16 protein-coding genes are annotated in these 16,513 nt (G+C 60.9%); 11 read left to right on the plus strand and 5 right to left on the minus strand.

Translation table 11 applies throughout. The features are described 5' to 3' along the window. Positions 1–626, minus strand: a 626-nt coding sequence (locus tag DXT88_RS19510) for a 3-oxoacid CoA-transferase subunit B (RefSeq protein WP_265215673.1), incomplete at its 3' end; no start/stop codon positions are given. Positions 627–638: 12 nt separating this feature from the next. Next, a complete protein-coding gene (locus tag DXT88_RS19515; protein WP_265215674.1) occupies positions 639–1,343 on the minus strand; it encodes a CoA transferase subunit A in 705 nt (234 codons plus the stop codon). 159 nt (positions 1,344–1,502) lie between these two features. Here DXT88_RS19515 and DXT88_RS19520 point away from each other — a divergent pair, with 159 nt between their 5' ends. Then, positions 1,503–2,063, plus strand: a complete 561-nt coding sequence (locus tag DXT88_RS19520; protein ID WP_016833823.1) for a PAS and helix-turn-helix domain-containing protein — start codon at positions 1,503–1,505, stop codon at positions 2,061–2,063. 6 nt (positions 2,064–2,069) lie between these two features. Here the strand turns inward: DXT88_RS19520 and DXT88_RS19525 are convergent, their stop codons facing one another. Next, a complete protein-coding gene (locus tag DXT88_RS19525; protein WP_265215675.1) occupies positions 2,070–2,969 on the minus strand; it encodes a LysR family transcriptional regulator in 900 nt (299 codons plus the stop codon). A 153-nt stretch (positions 2,970–3,122) separates the two neighbouring features. On the opposite strand from DXT88_RS19525, the gene DXT88_RS19530 reads away from it, so the two are divergent. Both DXT88_RS19530 and DXT88_RS19535 read left to right on the plus strand, forming a co-directional pair. Further along, a complete protein-coding gene (locus tag DXT88_RS19530) occupies positions 3,123–4,019 on the plus strand; it encodes an MBL fold metallo-hydrolase (protein WP_265215676.1) in 897 nt (298 codons plus the stop codon). A gap of 135 nt (positions 4,020–4,154) precedes the next feature. After that, the gene (locus tag DXT88_RS19535; protein WP_265215677.1) at positions 4,155–4,793 is read left to right on the plus strand and encodes a DsbA family protein; all 639 of its coding nucleotides are present in this window, start codon (positions 4,155–4,157) and stop codon (positions 4,791–4,793) included. Between the two features lie 6 nt (positions 4,794–4,799). Here the strand turns inward: DXT88_RS19535 and DXT88_RS19540 are convergent, their stop codons facing one another. Continuing rightward, positions 4,800–5,459 carry an HAD family hydrolase gene (locus tag DXT88_RS19540; RefSeq protein ID WP_016833817.1) on the minus strand — a complete coding sequence of 220 codons (660 nt, stop codon included), beginning with the start codon at positions 5,457–5,459 and terminating at the stop codon, positions 4,800–4,802. Between the two features lie 47 nt (positions 5,460–5,506). Then, a complete protein-coding gene (locus DXT88_RS19545) occupies positions 5,507–6,949 on the minus strand; it encodes an aminotransferase-like domain-containing protein (protein ID WP_265215678.1) in 1,443 nt (480 codons plus the stop codon). Positions 6,950–7,129: 180 nt separating this feature from the next. Between DXT88_RS19545 and DXT88_RS19550 the strand changes: the two genes are divergently transcribed. The 8 genes from DXT88_RS19550 (at position 7,130) to DXT88_RS19585 (ending at position 16,513) form a co-directional block, all read left to right on the plus strand. Then, complete coding sequence (locus DXT88_RS19550; protein WP_265215679.1) at positions 7,130–8,452, plus strand: aspartate aminotransferase family protein; 1,323 nt, start codon at positions 7,130–7,132, stop codon at positions 8,450–8,452. Between the two features lie 21 nt (positions 8,453–8,473). Then, the gene (locus DXT88_RS19555) at positions 8,474–9,967 is read left to right on the plus strand and encodes a CoA-acylating methylmalonate-semialdehyde dehydrogenase (RefSeq protein ID WP_265215680.1); all 1,494 of its coding nucleotides are present in this window, start codon (positions 8,474–8,476) and stop codon (positions 9,965–9,967) included. A gap of 608 nt (positions 9,968–10,575) precedes the next feature. Continuing rightward, complete coding sequence (locus tag DXT88_RS19560) at positions 10,576–11,769, plus strand: ABC transporter substrate-binding protein (RefSeq protein ID WP_265215818.1); 1,194 nt, start codon at positions 10,576–10,578, stop codon at positions 11,767–11,769. A gap of 104 nt (positions 11,770–11,873) precedes the next feature. Beyond that, positions 11,874–12,734 carry a branched-chain amino acid ABC transporter permease gene (locus tag DXT88_RS19565; protein ID WP_016833812.1) on the plus strand — a complete coding sequence of 287 codons (861 nt, stop codon included), beginning with the start codon at positions 11,874–11,876 and terminating at the stop codon, positions 12,732–12,734. Between the two features lie 10 nt (positions 12,735–12,744). After that, on the plus strand, positions 12,745–13,731 hold the full coding sequence (locus DXT88_RS19570) for a branched-chain amino acid ABC transporter permease (protein WP_265215681.1): 987 nt from the start codon (positions 12,745–12,747) through the stop codon (positions 13,729–13,731). Then, complete coding sequence (locus DXT88_RS19575; RefSeq protein ID WP_265215682.1) at positions 13,731–14,498, plus strand: ABC transporter ATP-binding protein; 768 nt, start codon at positions 13,731–13,733, stop codon at positions 14,496–14,498. Before DXT88_RS19570 ends, DXT88_RS19575 begins: the two co-directional genes overlap by 1 nt. Next, positions 14,495–15,199, plus strand: a complete 705-nt coding sequence (locus DXT88_RS19580) for an ABC transporter ATP-binding protein (protein WP_265215683.1) — start codon at positions 14,495–14,497, stop codon at positions 15,197–15,199. The genes DXT88_RS19575 and DXT88_RS19580 overlap by 4 nt, the downstream gene beginning before the upstream one ends. A gap of 57 nt (positions 15,200–15,256) precedes the next feature. Then, entirely contained in the window at positions 15,257–16,513 is a 1,257-nt protein-coding gene (locus tag DXT88_RS19585; protein WP_265215684.1) for a Zn-dependent hydrolase, read from the plus strand.

The following is a 16,513-nucleotide window of genomic DNA, read 5'->3' on the forward strand; positions in this document are numbered from 1 at the left end:
GCTTCGGTATTCGCGATCACGTCTTCCTTGCTCACGCCGGTGGCCAGCTCGATCAGCTTCAGACCTTGCGGCGTCACGTCGATCACGCCGAGATCGGTGATGATGCGATTGACCACGCCCACGCCGGTCAGCGGCAGGTTGCATTGCTTCAGGATCTTTTGCGAGATGCTGCCATCCTTGCCCTTGGCCACGTGCTCCATCAGCACCACCACGCGACCGACACCGGCCACCAGGTCCATCGCGCCGCCCATGCCCTTGACCATCTTGCCCGGGATCATCCAGTTGGCCAGGTCGCCTTGTTGCGACACCTGCATCGCACCCAGGATCGCGATGTTGATCTTGCCGCCGCGGATCATGCCGAAGGAGTCGGCCGACGCGAAGAAGGACGAGCCGGGAATGGTCGTCACGGTTTGCTTGCCGGCGTTGATCAGGTCGGCGTCGACCTTGTCTTCGGTCGGGAACGGGCCGATGCCGAGCAGGCCGTTTTCCGACTGCAGCCAGACTTCAATATCCTTGGGAACGTGATTCGCCACCAGGGTCGGCAAGCCGATGCCGAGGTTGACGTAAAAACCGTCCTGCAATTCCTTGGCTGCGCGCGCAGCCATTTCGTCTCTGGTCCATGCCATTTCATGATCTCCTTATTTCGCCGCAGCCGAAACCGTGCGTTGTTCGATGCGCTTTTCCGACGTGGCGTTGACCACGATGCGGTGCACGAAAATGCCGGCGGTATGGATCTGGTCCGGGTCGAGCTCGCCGACTTCAACCAGTTCCTCGACTTCGACCACGGTGATCTTGCCGGCCATGGCGACGTTGGGGTTGAAGTTGCGCGCGGTCTTGTTGAAGACCAGGTTGCCGGCACGGTCAGCCTTGTGCGCCTTGACCAGCGAGACGTCGGCCACCAGCGAGCGTTCCATGACGTACTTGGCGCCGTCGAACTCGCGGATTTCCTTGCCTTCGGCGACCAAGGTGCCGACACCGGTCTTGGTGAAGAACGCCGGGATGCCGGCGCCGCCGGCGCGCAGCTTTTCCGCCAGCGTGCCTTGCGGGGTGAATTCGAGTTCCAGTTCGCCGGCCAGGTACTGGCGTTCGAACTCCTTGTTTTCGCCGACGTAGGAAGCGATCATTTTCTTGATCTGGCGCGTGGTCAGCAGCTGGCCGAGACCGAAACCATCGACCCCGGCGTTGTTCGAAATCGCCGTGAGGTTCTGCACGCCGGAGTCGCGCAAGGCCGCAATCAGCGCTTCAGGAATGCCGCACAGGCCGAAGCCGCCGACGGCAATCGTCTGGCCGTCCTTGACGATGTCGGATAACGCGCTGGACGCGTCGGAATAGACTTTATTCACGTGTCTCCTTTCGATTCTTATAGGTTCAAAATGTCAGCAGGCATCATAGGACGCTGATAGGGCAGCAACAATACGGTAAAAATACCTAGAATCCCCGCCAGGCCTTAGAATTCGGAATCCTGACCAGTATTTTTACGATACAAGAACTTTCCCTGGACAATGAGCAACTCGCATTCCGTCGACTTCGAACAAGTATTCATGCACGCCCCGATCGGCATGTGCGTGTCGCACAATCGTGTGATCCAGCAAAGCAATCTGGCGCTGGCGAAGATGTTCGGCTATGCGCCGGGTGAACTGTCGGGCCAGTCCTTCATGGTGCTGTATCCGACTGCGGACGAATTCGAACGCACCGGCGTGCGCCTGGTGCCGATCCTCAACGAAAAGGGGTTCTATTCGGACGAACGCATCATGAAGCGCGCCAGCGATGAAATGTTCTGGTGCCACGTCACCGGCGCCTCGCTGGTGCAGGGCGATCCGCATGCGGCCGGTATCTGGACTTTTGAAGACGTCAGCGCCAAACGTCCGCTTGCTCCCGGACTGACGCCACGCGAACGCGAGATCGCCGCGCTGCTGGTGGAAGGCAAGACCAGCAAGCTGATCGCACGCCAGGTTGAACTCAGCCCGCGTACCGTGGAAATGCACCGCGCCCGGCTGATGCGCAAATTCGGCGCGGCGACGTCTTCCGAACTCGTGCACAAGCTGCTCAGCATCACTCCCTGAAACCGGCTAGCCCTCTCCCCATTCCGGCTCGTCGGCAAACCGCCCCGCCAAAAAATCCAGCATGGTGCGCAGAGTCGCAGGCATGTGCTTGCGCGAGGCATACACGCCGTAGATGTCGAGCACCGTCGGTTCGTGTTGCGGCAGCAGCGCCACCAGCTTGCCGGACGCCACATATGGCGCAGCCGCATAGGATGGCAGATGGGCAATGCCGGCGCCGGCCAGCGTGGCGGACAGCAAGACCATCGCCTCGTTGGCGCTGATATTGCCGCTGACCGCAACCGAGCTGTGCTTGCCCTTGTGATCGAACTCCCACAGGCTTTTCCCAACGTAGGAATGCGTCAGGCAATTGTGCAGCGCCAGGTCCGCGACCTTTTTTGGCGTGCCGTGTTCGCGCAGATAGTCGGGCGACGCGCAAATCGTTGAACGGCACACTGACAGTCTGCGCGCGATCAGGTTGGGATCAAGGCGCGTGGTTATGCGGATCGCCAGGTCGATGCGCTCTTCCACCAGATTGACGGTGCGATCCAGCATCACCAGATCGACCGCCACGCCGGGATAGCGCTTGCAGTAGGCAGTCACGGCACGCGCGAGTTGCGGGCCGAAGGAGGTCGTCGTGGTGATGCGCAACAAGCCCTTGGGCGCCTGCTGCGGCTGGTTGACCGCATGTTGCAAGTCGCTCGCGGATGACAGCATCTGTCGGCAGCGTTCAAGAATCTCGTTGCCGGCCGGCGTCAGGCTCAGGCGTCGCGTGGTCCGGTGCAACAAGCGCGCGCCCACCCATTCTTCCAGCTCCGCCAGATAGCGTGAAATCACCGGCCGCGACATATCCAGTTGCAAGGCCGCCGCCGACTGGCTACCGCTGTCGACGACGCTCACAAACACCTGCATTGCGGTCAATCTGTCCATGCCGGTCTCACCGCCCTCTCTCTTGATATCCTAGATATGTCCGGTTTTAGAAACAAACTATGTTTCATTATGCTGTTTTTCCAAAACAAATAAATCATTAATCTTCATCCGTCGCACTTTTCCCTGTGTTTAAACCGTTTTGGAGAGATGAACATGCATTCGAGCTTCCACACAATTTCCCGTCCGCTGCTGGCACTGGCCGCGGCTGTCGGCATTCTTGCCGCCGGCGCTGCTGCAGCGTCCGACAGCGTCCTCAAACTGGATGCCTACAACCCCGGCGACAAGGCGCTGTTCCCGGTCAGCTCGGTGCTGGTCACCGGCAAGCAAGACGCGATTCTTGTCGACGCCCAATTCGGCCGCACGCAGGCAGAGCAGGTCGTGGAAAAAATCCGCGCCAGCGGCAAGAAACTGGTAGCGGTCTATATCAGCCACGGCGACCCGGACTACTACTTCGGCCTCGACACCATCAAGGCCGCCTACCCTGACGTGAAGATCCTGGCGACGCCGCAGACCGTGGCCCACATCAAGGAAACCGTCGCTCAGAAGCTGGCCTTCTGGGGCCCCAAACTGGGCGCCGATGCGCCGACGCAAACCATCGTGCCCGACGTACTCGACGGCAACACGCTGACGCTGGAAGGCAAGAAGCTGCAAGTAATCGGTCTTGACGGCCCGCAGCCCGAGCGCAGCTTCGTCTGGATTCCTTCCATCGGAGCCGTGGTCGGCGGCGTGGTGGTGAACGGCAGCGAGCACATCTGGATGGCCGACACGCAAGGTGCGCAATCGCACAAGGATTGGCTCGGCACATTGGCCCGTATCGAAAAGCTGAAGCCGAGGATTGTCATCCCTGGCCACTACGCCGCCGGTGCGCCAATGACCATCGCCTCCGTGAAATACACCCGCGACTACATCAAGGCATTCGATGCAGAAACTGCAAAGGCGGTCGACTCCACCGCGCTGATCGCTGCAATGAAAGCACGCTACCCGGCGCCGACCAATTTATCGGTGCTGGAACTGAGCGCCAAGGTCGCCAAAGGCGAAATCAAGTGGTAACACGGTTCGGCAAGACGGCATCAACACCCGATCGGGTATCCACTCATTGAAGCAGCGAGATCGATAGCCAGAGCCGGCGCACCTGCGCCGGCGTTTCACGCCAGACTGTCGATCGCGCAAAGAGAAAGAAAGACCATGAGCTCCACGACCCTGCATTACATCTATGACCCGCTGTGCGGCTGGTGCTACGGCGCCGCGCCGCTGGCGGAAGCTGCACGCCGGGTCATGCCCGTGATCGGCCACGGCGGCGGCATGATGACCGGCGCCAACCGCAAGCAGGTCAGCCCGGCCTTGCGCAACTACGTCATGCCGCACGATCACCGCATCGCGGAACTGAGCGGGCAACCATTCGGCGACGACTACTTCAACGGCTTGCTGCTGGATGAAACGGCGGTGTTCGATTCGGCGCCGCCGATTGCGGCAATCCTGGCGGCGGACGACATCGCCGGACGTGGATTGGATCTGCTGTCACGTTTGCAGAAGGCCCATTACATTGAAGGACAACGCATCGCCGACACGGACGTACTGCGTGCGCTGGCGGTGGAGGTGGGATTGGATGGCGAGGCATTCGCGCAAGCGCATGCACGCATCAGCAAGGAAGAACTGCAGCCGCACATTGCCGCCAGCCGCCGTTTCCTGGCGCAAGTCGGCGGCCACGGGTTCCCGACCTTTGTGCTGGAGCAGGAAGGCCGCTTCGAAGTACTCGATACCGGCCGCTGGCTGGGCAAAGCCGATGCGTGGCGCGCGCATCTCGCCGCTTGCACGCATCGTTGAATCGGCTTAGACCGGCAAGCCAAGTTCGCGCAACTGCTTCACCGTCTCGGCGCAATCGACATGATGAATCGCGTGCCAGCCGAGCCGGCGCGCCGCTTCGACGTTCTTCGCCGAATCGTCGAGAAAGACCAGTTCCGACGGCTTCAGGTTGGGCAGATGCTTGCCGTAGCGCGTCAGCGCGATCTGGTAAATCACGTCGTCCGGCTTGATGCATTGCTCGGTGCCGGACACCACGATGTCGCGGAAGATCTGCAGGAAATCATAGTTCGCCAGCGCATACGGAAACGTCTCCGACGACCAGTTGGTAAGACCGAACAGCGGCACATCCTTGTCGTGCAAGGTGCGCAGCAATTCGACGCCGTCATGCAGCGGTCCGCGCAGCATTTCCGTCCAGCGATCGTAGAAGGCACGGATCATCGGCGCGTGCTGCGGATGTTCAGCCAGCAGCAATTCGGTGCCCTCCTTCAGCGTGCGGCCGCCATCCTGGCGGATGTTCCAGTCGGGCGAGCAGACATGGGTGAGGAAGTGTTCACGCTCGGCGGCATCGGGAATCAGGTCTTGGTACAGGTGCAGCGGATTCCAGTCGAACAGCACGCCGCCGAAATCGAACACCACGGCGCGAATGCCGGCCGAACTTGCATAGTCAGGGTTGAATTTTTGCGTCATTTTCTTCAAGAGATCATCAGATGATGGAAGGAGGAGTTGCTACGACATCAAAGCGTGCGGAAAAATTCATACAACTCGGCGGCATCCGCATACGCCACGTTGAAACGGAACCACGGCTCGTCCGGCGGCGTGAGATGGAAAAATTCTCCCGGCGCCAGCCAGATGCCCTTTTGCCGCGCACGGTCGGCGATCTCGCGCGCACTCAGATCGCAACCGTCCAGACGGGCCCAGGAAAACATGCCGCCGCGCGGCGTGGTAAACGGCGTCAGGCCGCTCTCGCTGAGCTTGCCGTTGACGCGCGACTGCGCATTGAGCAGCGACGCCGCCAGGTTCTCGACATGGCGGCGATGATGGCCTTCGGTCAGCACGCTGTGCACCAGGCGTTCGTTGATTTCGGAATTGGTCAGGCTCAGCACCATCTTGGTATGCACCAGCTGGCGCGCCAGGTCGCGCTGGCAGGCGATGAAGCCGAGACGCAGCGAGGGCGCGATGGTCTTCGAATAACTGCCGACGTAGATCACGCGCTGCAAACCATCCAGCGCCGCCAGCATCGGATCGGTGGGCTGGCCCAGCTCGCGGAAGATGTCGTCCTCCACCACCCAGAAGCCATGGCGCTCGGCCGCTTGCAACACACGCATCGCGCAGGCCGGCGTGTACGACGTGCCGGTCGGGTTATGCAGCACGCTGGTGGTGAAGAACAGTTTCGGCTTGTGCGTGCGCGCCAGCGTCTCCAGCATCTCGGTGTCGACGCCGGTGGGCGTGCGCGGAATGCCGATCACGTTGAGGTCGGCCATCCTGAGCATGGCGATCAGGTTGCAATAACCGGGATCGTCGACGAACACCGTCTCGCCGCGCTTGACCATGGTGCGGATGATCAGGTCCAGCCCCTGCGTCGCGCCGTGCGAGGTGAGCACCTGGTCGAGCGAGACTTCCAGCGACCAGTTGGCCAGGAACTGGCAAATGATCTGGCGCAGCGGCGCGTAACCGTAAGGATGGCCATAGCCGACCTGTTGGGCGCCGGGCGAGCGGATGATGCGGCGCTCGGCCTGGTGCAGACCTTCATCGTCCAGCCACTTGCCGGGCAGCCAGCCGCAGCCGGCCTTGATCGGCACCCGCTCGTCGGCGAACATTTCCGACAACAGCCAGGCTGAATCGATGACCGGATCGGGCGGCGTGAACGCCATCGCCGGCGGCGGGTTGGCGCCCTTGGGCGCGATGAAGAAGCCGGCGCCGCGCCGCACGATCAGCAGGCCGCGCGCCACCAGTTGCTCATAAGCCTCCACCACGGTCGAGGCGCCGATGGCGTGCGACTCGGCAAACTGCCGCACCGAGGGCAGGCGTTCGCCGGAACGCAGCGCGCCCTGTTCGATCAATTGCGCCAATCCGTTCACCACTTGTTCGACCAGTCGGTTGCTGCCGCTTCTGGAGCCGCCCTTGGCGCCGCTGCGCTCCAATGTCAGGTAAACCGCTTCACGCTGGGCCTTCGCCATGTTGTCCTCGTTGCCGCCCGCTGCCGACGTTCTCAAGACCTTGTCAGGCGGGCAAGTGTCATCAATACAGATTGTTGAAATAAACAATACAGTTCTTCGGTTAATTCCAAAGTGTATCTAACAATCCCGGCCGCGTCTCGCAATAATCGAGCATCGTCAACCGCCCGAGGTGCGCCTGAAATGAACAAACCACTTTCCGCTTCCGATCTGTCCGCCTATTGGATGCCCTATACCGCCAACCGCAACTTCAAAGCCAACCCGCGCATGCTGGTGTCGGCGGAAGGCATGTACTATCGCGACGACGCCGGCAACGCCATCCTCGACGGCACCGCCGGCCTGTGGTGCGTACCGCTCGGCCACGCCCAGCCGAAGATCGTGTCGGCCGTGCAAAAGGCCGTGGCGACACTCGACTACGCGCCGTCCTTCCAGCTCGGCCATCCAATGGCGTTTGAACTGGCCGAGCGCCTGAAGCAATACACCGGCGGCCGTTATTCGCAAGTGTTCTACACCGGCTCCGGCTCGGAAGCAGTCGACACCGCCCTGAAAATCGCCCTGGCCTATCATCGCTCCCGCGGCGACGCCACCCGCACCCGCCTGATCGGCCGCGAGCGCGGCTACCACGGCGTCGGCTTCGGCGGCATGTCGGTCGGCGGCATCGGCGGCAATCGCAAGACCTTCAATTCGGCGCTGCTGCAAGGCGTGGATCACCTGCCGCACACCCACAACCTCGAAAAGAACGCCTTCACCAAGGGCGAGCCGGAATACGGCACCCACCTGGCCGATGAACTGGAACGCCTGGTCACGCTGCACGACGCCTCCAACATCGCCGCCGTGATCGTCGAGCCGGTGGCCGGCTCCACCGGCGTGCTGATCCCGCCCAAGGGTTACCTGCAACGCCTGCGCGACATCTGCACCAAGCACGGCATCCTGCTGATTTTCGACGAAGTGATCACCGGCTTCGGTCGCCTCGGCACGCCGTTCGCATCGGACTACTTCGGCGTCGAGCCGGACATCTTCACCACCGCCAAGGGCCTCACCAACGGCGTGGTGCCGATGGGCGCCGTGTTCGTCAAGCCGCACATCCACGACGCCTTCATGAACGGCCCCGACGGCATCGAACTGTTCCACGGCTATACCTACTCCGGCCATCCGCTGGCCTGCGCCGCCGGCCTGGCTTCGCTCGACATCTTCGAACAGGACGGCATCCTCGAACACGCCAACGGCGTCGCCGATTATTTCCAGGAGGCTGCCCACGCGCTGCGCGGCCTGCCGCACGTGATCGACATCCGCACCATCGGCATGATCGTCGGCATCGAGCTGTCGTCGATTCCGGGCAAGGTCGGCGCACGCGCCTACGACGCCTTCCGCCGCGCCTTCAACGACGGCATCCTGATCCGTGTGACCGGCGACATCATCGCCTTGTCGCCGCCGCTGATCATCGAGAAGAAACACATCGACGAACTGTTCGGCAAGCTCGCCGCAATCCTGAAAACATTAGATTAAGAAACAAGGAAACAAGTCAGCATGGAAAAGATTACCCACTTCATCGGCGGCCGCCGCGTCGACACCAACAGCGACCGCTACGCCGATGTCTTCAACCCTGCACTGGGCGTGGCGGTAGCACGCGTTGCGCTGGGCACGGCGGAAGAAGTCAATGATGCCGTCGCCACCGCCGTCGCCGCTTTCCCCGCCTGGTCCAATACGCCGCCGCTGACGCGCGCGCGCGTGCTGTTCAAGTTCCTGAACCTGATCCAGCAGCACGCCGACGACTTCGCCGCCATCCTCACCCGCGAGCACGGCAAGACCTTCTCCGACGCGCAAGGCGAAGTCGCGCGCGGTATCGAAGTGGTCGAATACGCGGTCGGCATTCCGCAAATGCTCAAGGGCGAATACACCGACCAGATCGCACGCGGCATCGACGCCTGGTCGATGCGCCAGCCTCTCGGCGTGGTGGCCGGCATCACGCCGTTCAACTTCCCGGCGATGGTGCCGATGTGGATGTTCCCGATCGCGCTGGCCTGCGGCAACTGCTTCATCCTCAAACCGTCCGAACGCGATCCGTCGGCGTCGTTGCTGATCGCCGAATTGCTGCAGCAAGCCGGTTTGCCGGACGGCGTGTTCAGCGTGATCCAGGGCGACAAGGTCACCGTCGATGCATTGCTCGATCATCCGAAAGTCAAAGCCATCAGCTTCGTCGGCTCGACCCCGATCGCCGAGTACATCTACGCGCGCGGCAGCGCCAAGGGCAAGCGCGTCCAGGCATTGGGCGGCGCCAAGAATCACATGGTGGTCATGCCGGACGCCGACATTCAAGTCGCGGTCGATGCGCTGATCGGCGCAGCCTACGGTTCGGCCGGCGAACGCTGCATGGCGATCTCGGTTGCCGTTGCAGTGGGCGACGCCGGCGACAAGTTGGTTTCTGCATTGGCTGAACGCACACGCAATCTGAAGATCAATGACGGCATGGAAAAAGATGCCGAGATGGGTCCGGTCGTCACCGCCGCGGCAAAAGCCCGCATCGAAGGCCTGATCGGCAAGGGCGTCGAAGAAGGCGCGACGCTGGTGGTCGACGGTCGCGGCTTCAAGGTGCCGGGTCGTGAAAACGGTTTCTTCGTCGGCGGCACCTTGTTCGATCACGTCACGCCGGAGATGACCATCTACAAGGAGGAAATTTTCGGACCGGTTCTCTGTGTGGTGCGCGCGCCGGATGTCGCCACCGCAGTCGAGCTGATCAACAACCACGAATACGGCAACGGCGTCGCCGTCTTCACACGCGACGGCGGCGTGGCGCGCGAGTTCGTGCGCCAGATCGAAGTCGGCATGGTCGGCGTCAACGTGCCGCTGCCGGTGCCGATGGCGTTCAGCAGTTTCGGCGGATGGAAGCGCAGCCTGTTCGGCGACCATCATGTCTACGGTCCCGAAGGCGTGCGCTTTTACACCCGCGCGAAAGCCGTGATGCAGCGTTGGCCGAACACCGCCAGCGCCGGCGCCGAGTTCGCGTTCCCGCAGATGAAATGATCCTGAAAGAAAAATGAAAACGGCGATTTCTCCATAGACAAAACGGCATGAGCGAACCTCATGCCGTCGCCGTTTTCGGAACCGGTTTTTTCATGTGAAGTATTGGTGCGAAAGACGAATTTGATGGTGCAGGACGATACTGGAAATGCACCGTCATCTGCAGAAAGGAAAGATTAAATTCATCAAAAGAAAAATCCCTCGGGGAAGTAATTCACGTAGCATGCAGTAACGCGAAAAAACAAAATGCAGACGTGCAAGAAGACACGATCATGCAAGCATTCGCGGCAGTAAAAATATAAAAACGAACAGAGACATTAATCCAGGAGGAGCAAACATGATCCAACGTCATCATGCATTGCGACGTTCGCACATTCGCGTGCGCACAAGGTCGCAAAACCGTCATCTTCACGCCGCTTTTACCGAGGTAAACGCGGTGCATTTCCTCATATCCCTGCAATAGTTTTTTGCTGTGCTTTTCCGCGCATTTTTCCCTCTGGCGGCGCCATGATTTTTTATCGTCACGGGCATGGAACTTGCGTCACAATACCCCGACTCAATTGCCGATCAACCCTTTCAATGCGCAGTCATTTTTTGGAGATGTGAATATGATGAAACGTCGTGATTTTCTCAAGCTGTCCGCCCTTGCCGCACCTGGCGTACTGTCCTATACCGATGTCTTCGCGCAAGCCGATGCGATCCAGTTCGGTTGCCCGGTGCCGATGTCCGGCCCTTTCGCCGCCAACGGCAAGTACGCCGACATGGGCATGAAGCTGGTGCTGCAAAAATACGGCAAGGTGCTCGGCAAGAACCTGAGCTACACCACGTTGGACACCGAAGGAAAACCGGCGACCGCCGTACGCAAGGTGCAGGAAACGATGGAAAAGGGCACGCGCTTTTTCGCCGGCGGCATCCTCTCCGGCGAAGCGCTGGCGATGGGCAAGGAAGCGGAAAAAGGCGGCAGCATCTTCATCACCACCGCAGGCGCCGATGAAATCACCGGCAGCGATTGCAACCGCGCCACCTTCCGTTGGTCGGTGCCGACCTTCGGCGCGATCGAACAAACCGTGCGTCCGCTGCTGGAAAAAATGCCGAACGCCAAACGCTGGTACACCATCACGCCGCAGTACGTGTTCGGCGACGGCCTGCTGAGCGCGGCCAAGGCGATCTTCAAGGAAAAGGGCATCGAGCACGTCGGCAACAGTTACCACTCGCTGGCCGAGAAGGAATTCAGCGGCTACCTCACCAACGCCATGGCGGCCAAGCCGGACGTCCTGCTGCTGCTGAACTTCGGCTCGCAATCGTCGGACACGTTGCGCCAGGCGGTCAGCTTCGGCATGAAGAACAACTGTACGATTTTGATGGCCTGGGCCTCGGGACTGGAACAGTTCGAAACCCTGGGCGCGGACATTTGCGACGGCGTGTATTTCGGCGCGCAGTACTGGCACGCCATCGATGCGCCGTTCAACAAGGAATTCGTCAAGACGGTCAACGACGCGCTGAAGATCGACCCGAACTACAGCCTGGCCGGTTCCTATATCTGTACCAAGATCGTGCTCGACGCCATCATCAAGGCCAACAGCACCGATCCGAAAGCGGTCATCGCGGCGATGGAGGGCATGAAATACGAAGGCCTGACCGGCACCGAGGAAATCCGCAAGGGCGATCACCAGGTCATCAAGAACTACTACCTGCTCAAGGGCAAGGCCAAGTCGAAGATGCGCAACAAGAATGACTACGCGGACATCATCTCGTCCGGAAAATCCTTCCTCGCGCTCGATAAAACCATGTGCAAACTGGGTTGATTCTGTTGGTGTAATTCGTTTCTGCACGGCGCCGTGCACCTCTCTCGCACGGCGCCAATTCCGCACATTACTGCAAGCTGCTTGCACAAGCGTTTCGAGGTTTCATGAATATCTATCTGCTGCAAATTGCCAACGGCATCGGCATCGGCATGCTGTATTTCCTTTTGGCGGTGGGCTTGTCCATCGTGTTCGGGCTACTGCGTTTCGTCAATTTTTCGCATGGCGCGTTCTTCCTGCTGGGTGCTTATTTCTGCTTCCAGCTTGGTGAAATGGGCGTCAATTTCTGGTGGTCCTTGTTGATCGCTCCTGTCGTGGTCGGCTTGTTTGCATTCCTGGTCGAGCGCTTCGTCCTGCGCCACATTTATGCCTTGCCGCATCATTTCCATATTCTCTTCACGGTCGGCCTGGCGCTGGTGTTGCAGGAAGCCGTGATCTCTTATTGGGGTCCGCTGGGCAACAATATTTCACCGCCGGATATCTTGCAAGGCGTGGTCATGGCCGGCGGTTTCGTGTATCCGAAATACCGTCTGTTCGTGATCGCTTTCACCGCCGTGATGGCGCTGCTGCTGTGGTGGATCCTGGAAGGCACGCGCCTCGGCTCCATCGTGCGCGCCGGTAGCGAATCAACCGAAATGGTGTCGCTGCTGGGCCTCAATATCGATCGCATTTTCAGTCTGGTGTTTGCACTGGGCGCCTTCACCGCTGGCCTTGCAGGAGCGCTGGCGGCGCCGATTCGCGGCGTCGAGCCGTTCATGGGCGTGGAAGCGCTGGGCATCGCTTTCGTCGTGGTGGTGATCGGCGGTCTTGGCAGTTTCTCCGGCGCGCTGGTGGGCGGCATCTTGGTCGGCATCGTGCAAAGCGTGATGAGCACGGTGTGGTCGGAAGGCGCGCATCTGATGATTTACGTGGCGATGGCGGCGGTCATGCTGCTGCGTCCCAACGGCCTGCTTGGCCGCGCCAGCTAAGGAGACGGCCATGAAACATATTGCTCATTTCCGTTTTACGCTGCTGGCCATCGCCGTCGTGTTGCTGCTGCCGCTGTGCGTCGGCTCCGGCACGCTGGCGACCGAAGTGCTGATCTATGCATTGGCTGCGCTCGGTTGCAATCTGCTGCTCGGCTATACCGGCCTGATGTCGTTCGGCCAGGGGATTTTCTTCGGTATCGGCAGCTACGCCACCGGCCTCGCGCTGTTGCACCTGAAAGCGCCGTTGCTGATTTCGCTGGCGATCGCCGCCGTCATCGGCGGACTGATTGCGCTGCTGGTCGGCTGGTTCTCGATCCGCCAGCGCGGCACCTATTTCGTCATGCTGACGCTGGCGTTTGCGCAGATGTTCTACTTCCTCGCCTACACGATGAAGGACATCACCGGCGGCGACAACGGCCTGCTCGACATTCCGCGTCCGAACCTGTCCGTTCTCGGTCATACGCTGTTGCCGACGACCACGTCGTGGCAGTACTACAGCTTCGTCGCGATCCTGTTCGTGGTGGTGTTCTGGCTGCTGCAACGCGTGGTCGACTCTGTGCTGGGCCGCACCTTGCTGGCGGTGCGCGACAACGAAGCGCGCGCTTCGGCGGTGGGTTACGACGTGACCTTGCTGAAGCTGGCGGCCTTCGTCATCTCGGGCGCCGTGACCGGCCTCGCGGGCGGCCTGCACGCGATGATGACCGGGGTCGCACCGTTGTCGAATATTGAATACCACACCAGCGAATCGATCCTGATCATGACCGTGATCGGCGGCACCGGCAACCTGTTTGCCTCGGTGCTGGGCGCTTCGTTCTACGTATTGGTCGGCAACTGGTTGTCGACGCTGTGGCCCCGCTGGCTGATGCTGCTCGGCTTCCTGCTGATCGGCGTGAGCCTGTACATGCACAAGGGCTTGTACGGTCTTGCGCAATCGCTGCTGCGACGCTTGCGCCCGGGTGAAAAACCGAGCGCCGACGTCGCCAAGGAGAGTCATTGATGAGTACGCCCATCCTCAAAGCGGTGAACGTGACCAAGCGCTACGGCAAGTTCACCGCCGTCAACAACATCACGCTGGATATCCTGCCCGGCACGGTGCATTCGGTGATCGGGCCCAACGGCGCCGGCAAGACGACGCTGTTCCATACGCTGACCGGCACCACGCCGATCACCGAAGGCAGCATCCTGGTCGAAGGCGAAGAAGTCTCGCACCTGCCCGGCTACAAGCGCGTGCGCAAGGGCCTGGCGCGTTCGTTCCAAGTGACCAGCCTGTTCCCCAACCTGAGCGTGCATGAGAACCTGCGATTGGCCGCCCAGGGCACACGCCCCGCGCAAGCGCTCAATCCGTGGAAGCGGCCCGAATTGCTGCGCCAGGCCTGCGCTATCGCCGAGCAGCTGGTGGTGCGTCTGAATCTGCAAGGCGTCGCTGACCGCCTCTCCTCCGAACTCTCGCACGGCCAGCAACGCCGCCTGGAAGTCGGCATGGCGATGGCGGGCCAGCCGAAGGTGATCTTCCTCGACGAACCGACTTCGGGTATGGGCATCGATGACATCGCCGACATGAAGAAGCTGATCCACAGCCTGCGCGACAACTACACCGTGGTGCTGATCGAACACAACATGGATATCGTGATGGACATCTCCGACAGCATCACGGTGATGCAGCAGGGACAGATCCTGGCGCAAGGCAAACCGGATGAAATCCGCAACGACGAACGCGTGCGCCGCGCTTATCTGGGCAGCATGATCACCGGAGGCAAGGCATGATCCTCAATGTACAAGACATTCACGGTTATTACGGCAAGAGCCATGTGCTGCAAGGCGTGTCGTTGCAGGTCGCGGCCGGCGAAGTGGTGACGCTGCTGGGCCGCAACGGCGCCGGCAAAAGCACCACCTTGAAAAGCGTCGTCGGCGTGGTGCAACCGCGCCAGGGCAAGGTCATGTTCGAAGGCAATAACGTCGCCGGCCTGCCTGCCTACAAGATTGCCGCACGCGGCGTGTGCCTGGTGCCGGAACATCGCGGCATCTTCAAGCTGCTGACGGTGGAAGAAAACCTGACCATGGCGGCGCGCAAGGATTCGGCCTGGGGCCTGGAAGACGTGTACAAGATCTTCCCGCGCCTGAAGGAGCGCCGCAAGAACGGCGGCGGCCAGTTGTCGGGCGGCGAGCAGCAGATGCTGGCGATTGCGCGCGCGCTGATGACGCATCCCAAGGTGCTGATGCTGGACGAACCGGTCGAAGGACTGGCGCCGGTGATCGTCGACGAGATCGTGGCGCAGATCAAACTGATTAAGGCGACCGGCATGTCGATCATCCTGGTCGAGCAGAATCTGGAGGTCTGCACACAGTTGGCGGATCGGCATTACATTGTGGAGCAGGGGCGCATTGCCTACACCGCGACCAATGCGGAATTCCTTGCCGACGACAGCGCGAAAGATCGCTATCTGGGCGTGAATCTGGCTGCATGAGTTGCCGCCTGAGTTACTAGCCGGATATCGTACAAACAGAATTTGACGGAGCCATTCATGGACATGAAAACCAGCATCACCAATTTACGCATCGACGGCAAACGCCTGTGGAACTCGCTGATGGATCTCGGCGCCATCGGTGCGACGCCGAAGGGCGGCGTCTGCCGCCTGGCGCTGACCGATCTCGACAAGCAGGGCCGCGACCTCGTCAGCAGCTGGGCGAAACAGGAGGGCATGAGCGTGGTCGTCGACCAGATCGGCAACATCTTCATGCGCCGCGCCGGCCGCAACAACGATCTGCCGCCGGTGGTCACCGGCTCGCACATCGACACGCAACCCACCGGCGGCAAGTTCGACGGCAACTACGGCGTGCTGGCCGGCATGGAAGTCATCCGTACGCTGAACCAGCACAACATCCAGACCGAAGCGCCGATCGAAGTTGCGGTGTGGACCAACGAAGAAGGTTCGCGCTTCGTGCCGGTGATGATGGGTTCCGGTGTGTTCTGCGGCGCGTTCACGCTGGAGCATGCTTACGGCGCAACCGATGTCGACGGCAAGAACGTCAAGGATGAACTGACGCGCATCGGCTATATCGGCGAGCAGAAGTGCGGCGACCATCCGATCGGCGCGTATTACGAAGCGCACATCGAACAAGGCCCGGTGCTGGAAAACGCCGACACCGTCATCGGCGTGGTGCCGGCCGTGCTCGGCCTGTCGTGGTACGACTGCACGGTCACCGGTTTTGAATCGCACGCCGGTCCGACGCCGATGGAAATCCGCAAGGATGCGCTGCAAGTGTCGACCTATATCATGCAGGAAGTCGTGGCCATTGCGAACCGCTATCCACCCTACGGTCGCGGCACCGTCGGCCAGGTGCAGGTGATGCCGAACAGCCGCAACGTGATTCCTGGCCAGGTGAAATTCTCCATTGATCTGCGCAACGTCAGCGACGAGACATTGAATCAGATGCACGAAGACTTGCTGGCCTGTCTGGAGCAAACGCGTCAGAAGACCGGACTGAAGATCGAGCTGGAACGCGTGTCCTATTTCCCGCCCTGCCCTTTCCATCCCGACTGCGTGGGCGAAGTGCGCAATGCGTCGGCGATGCTCGGTTACGCGACGATGGATGTGGTATCGGGCGCCGGCCACGACGCGATCTACGCCGCGCGCCTGGCGCCGGCCGGGATGATTTTCGTGCCGTGCAAGGACGGCGTCAGCCACAACGAGATCGAAGACGCCAAACCGGAACATCTGGAAGCCGGCGCCAACGTGCTGCTGCACGCCATGCTCGCCAGCGCAAAAGTCGTCGCCTGA

The sequence above is a fragment of the Herbaspirillum lusitanum genome, assembly GCF_026127345.1.
Classification (GTDB): domain Bacteria; phylum Pseudomonadota; class Gammaproteobacteria; order Burkholderiales; family Burkholderiaceae_D; genus Herbaspirillum; species Herbaspirillum lusitanum.

Excerpts from the sequence above, each read along its gene's own strand:
- DXT88_RS19520 (WP_016833823.1), top strand. The coding sequence starts at position 1,503 with ATGAGCAACTCGCATTCCGTCGACTTCGAACAAGTATTCATGCACGCC.
- DXT88_RS19525 (WP_265215675.1), bottom strand. The coding sequence starts at position 2,969 with ATGGACAGATTGACCGCAATGCAGGTGTTTGTGAGCGTCGTCGACAGC.
- DXT88_RS19530 (WP_265215676.1), top strand. The coding sequence starts at position 3,123 with ATGCATTCGAGCTTCCACACAATTTCCCGTCCGCTGCTGGCACTGGCC.
- DXT88_RS19535 (WP_265215677.1), top strand. The coding sequence starts at position 4,155 with ATGAGCTCCACGACCCTGCATTACATCTATGACCCGCTGTGCGGCTGG.
- DXT88_RS19540 (WP_016833817.1), bottom strand. The coding sequence starts at position 5,459 with ATGACGCAAAAATTCAACCCTGACTATGCAAGTTCGGCCGGCATTCGC.
- DXT88_RS19545 (WP_265215678.1), bottom strand. The coding sequence starts at position 6,949 with ATGGCGAAGGCCCAGCGTGAAGCGGTTTACCTGACATTGGAGCGCAGC.
- DXT88_RS19550 (WP_265215679.1), top strand. The coding sequence starts at position 7,130 with ATGAACAAACCACTTTCCGCTTCCGATCTGTCCGCCTATTGGATGCCC.
- DXT88_RS19555 (WP_265215680.1), top strand. The coding sequence starts at position 8,474 with ATGGAAAAGATTACCCACTTCATCGGCGGCCGCCGCGTCGACACCAAC.
- DXT88_RS19560 (WP_265215818.1), top strand. The coding sequence starts at position 10,576 with ATGAAACGTCGTGATTTTCTCAAGCTGTCCGCCCTTGCCGCACCTGGC.
- DXT88_RS19565 (WP_016833812.1), top strand. The coding sequence starts at position 11,874 with ATGAATATCTATCTGCTGCAAATTGCCAACGGCATCGGCATCGGCATG.
- DXT88_RS19570 (WP_265215681.1), top strand. The coding sequence starts at position 12,745 with ATGAAACATATTGCTCATTTCCGTTTTACGCTGCTGGCCATCGCCGTC.
- DXT88_RS19575 (WP_265215682.1), top strand. The coding sequence starts at position 13,731 with ATGAGTACGCCCATCCTCAAAGCGGTGAACGTGACCAAGCGCTACGGC.
- DXT88_RS19580 (WP_265215683.1), top strand. The coding sequence starts at position 14,495 with ATGATCCTCAATGTACAAGACATTCACGGTTATTACGGCAAGAGCCAT.
- DXT88_RS19585 (WP_265215684.1), top strand. The coding sequence starts at position 15,257 with ATGGACATGAAAACCAGCATCACCAATTTACGCATCGACGGCAAACGC.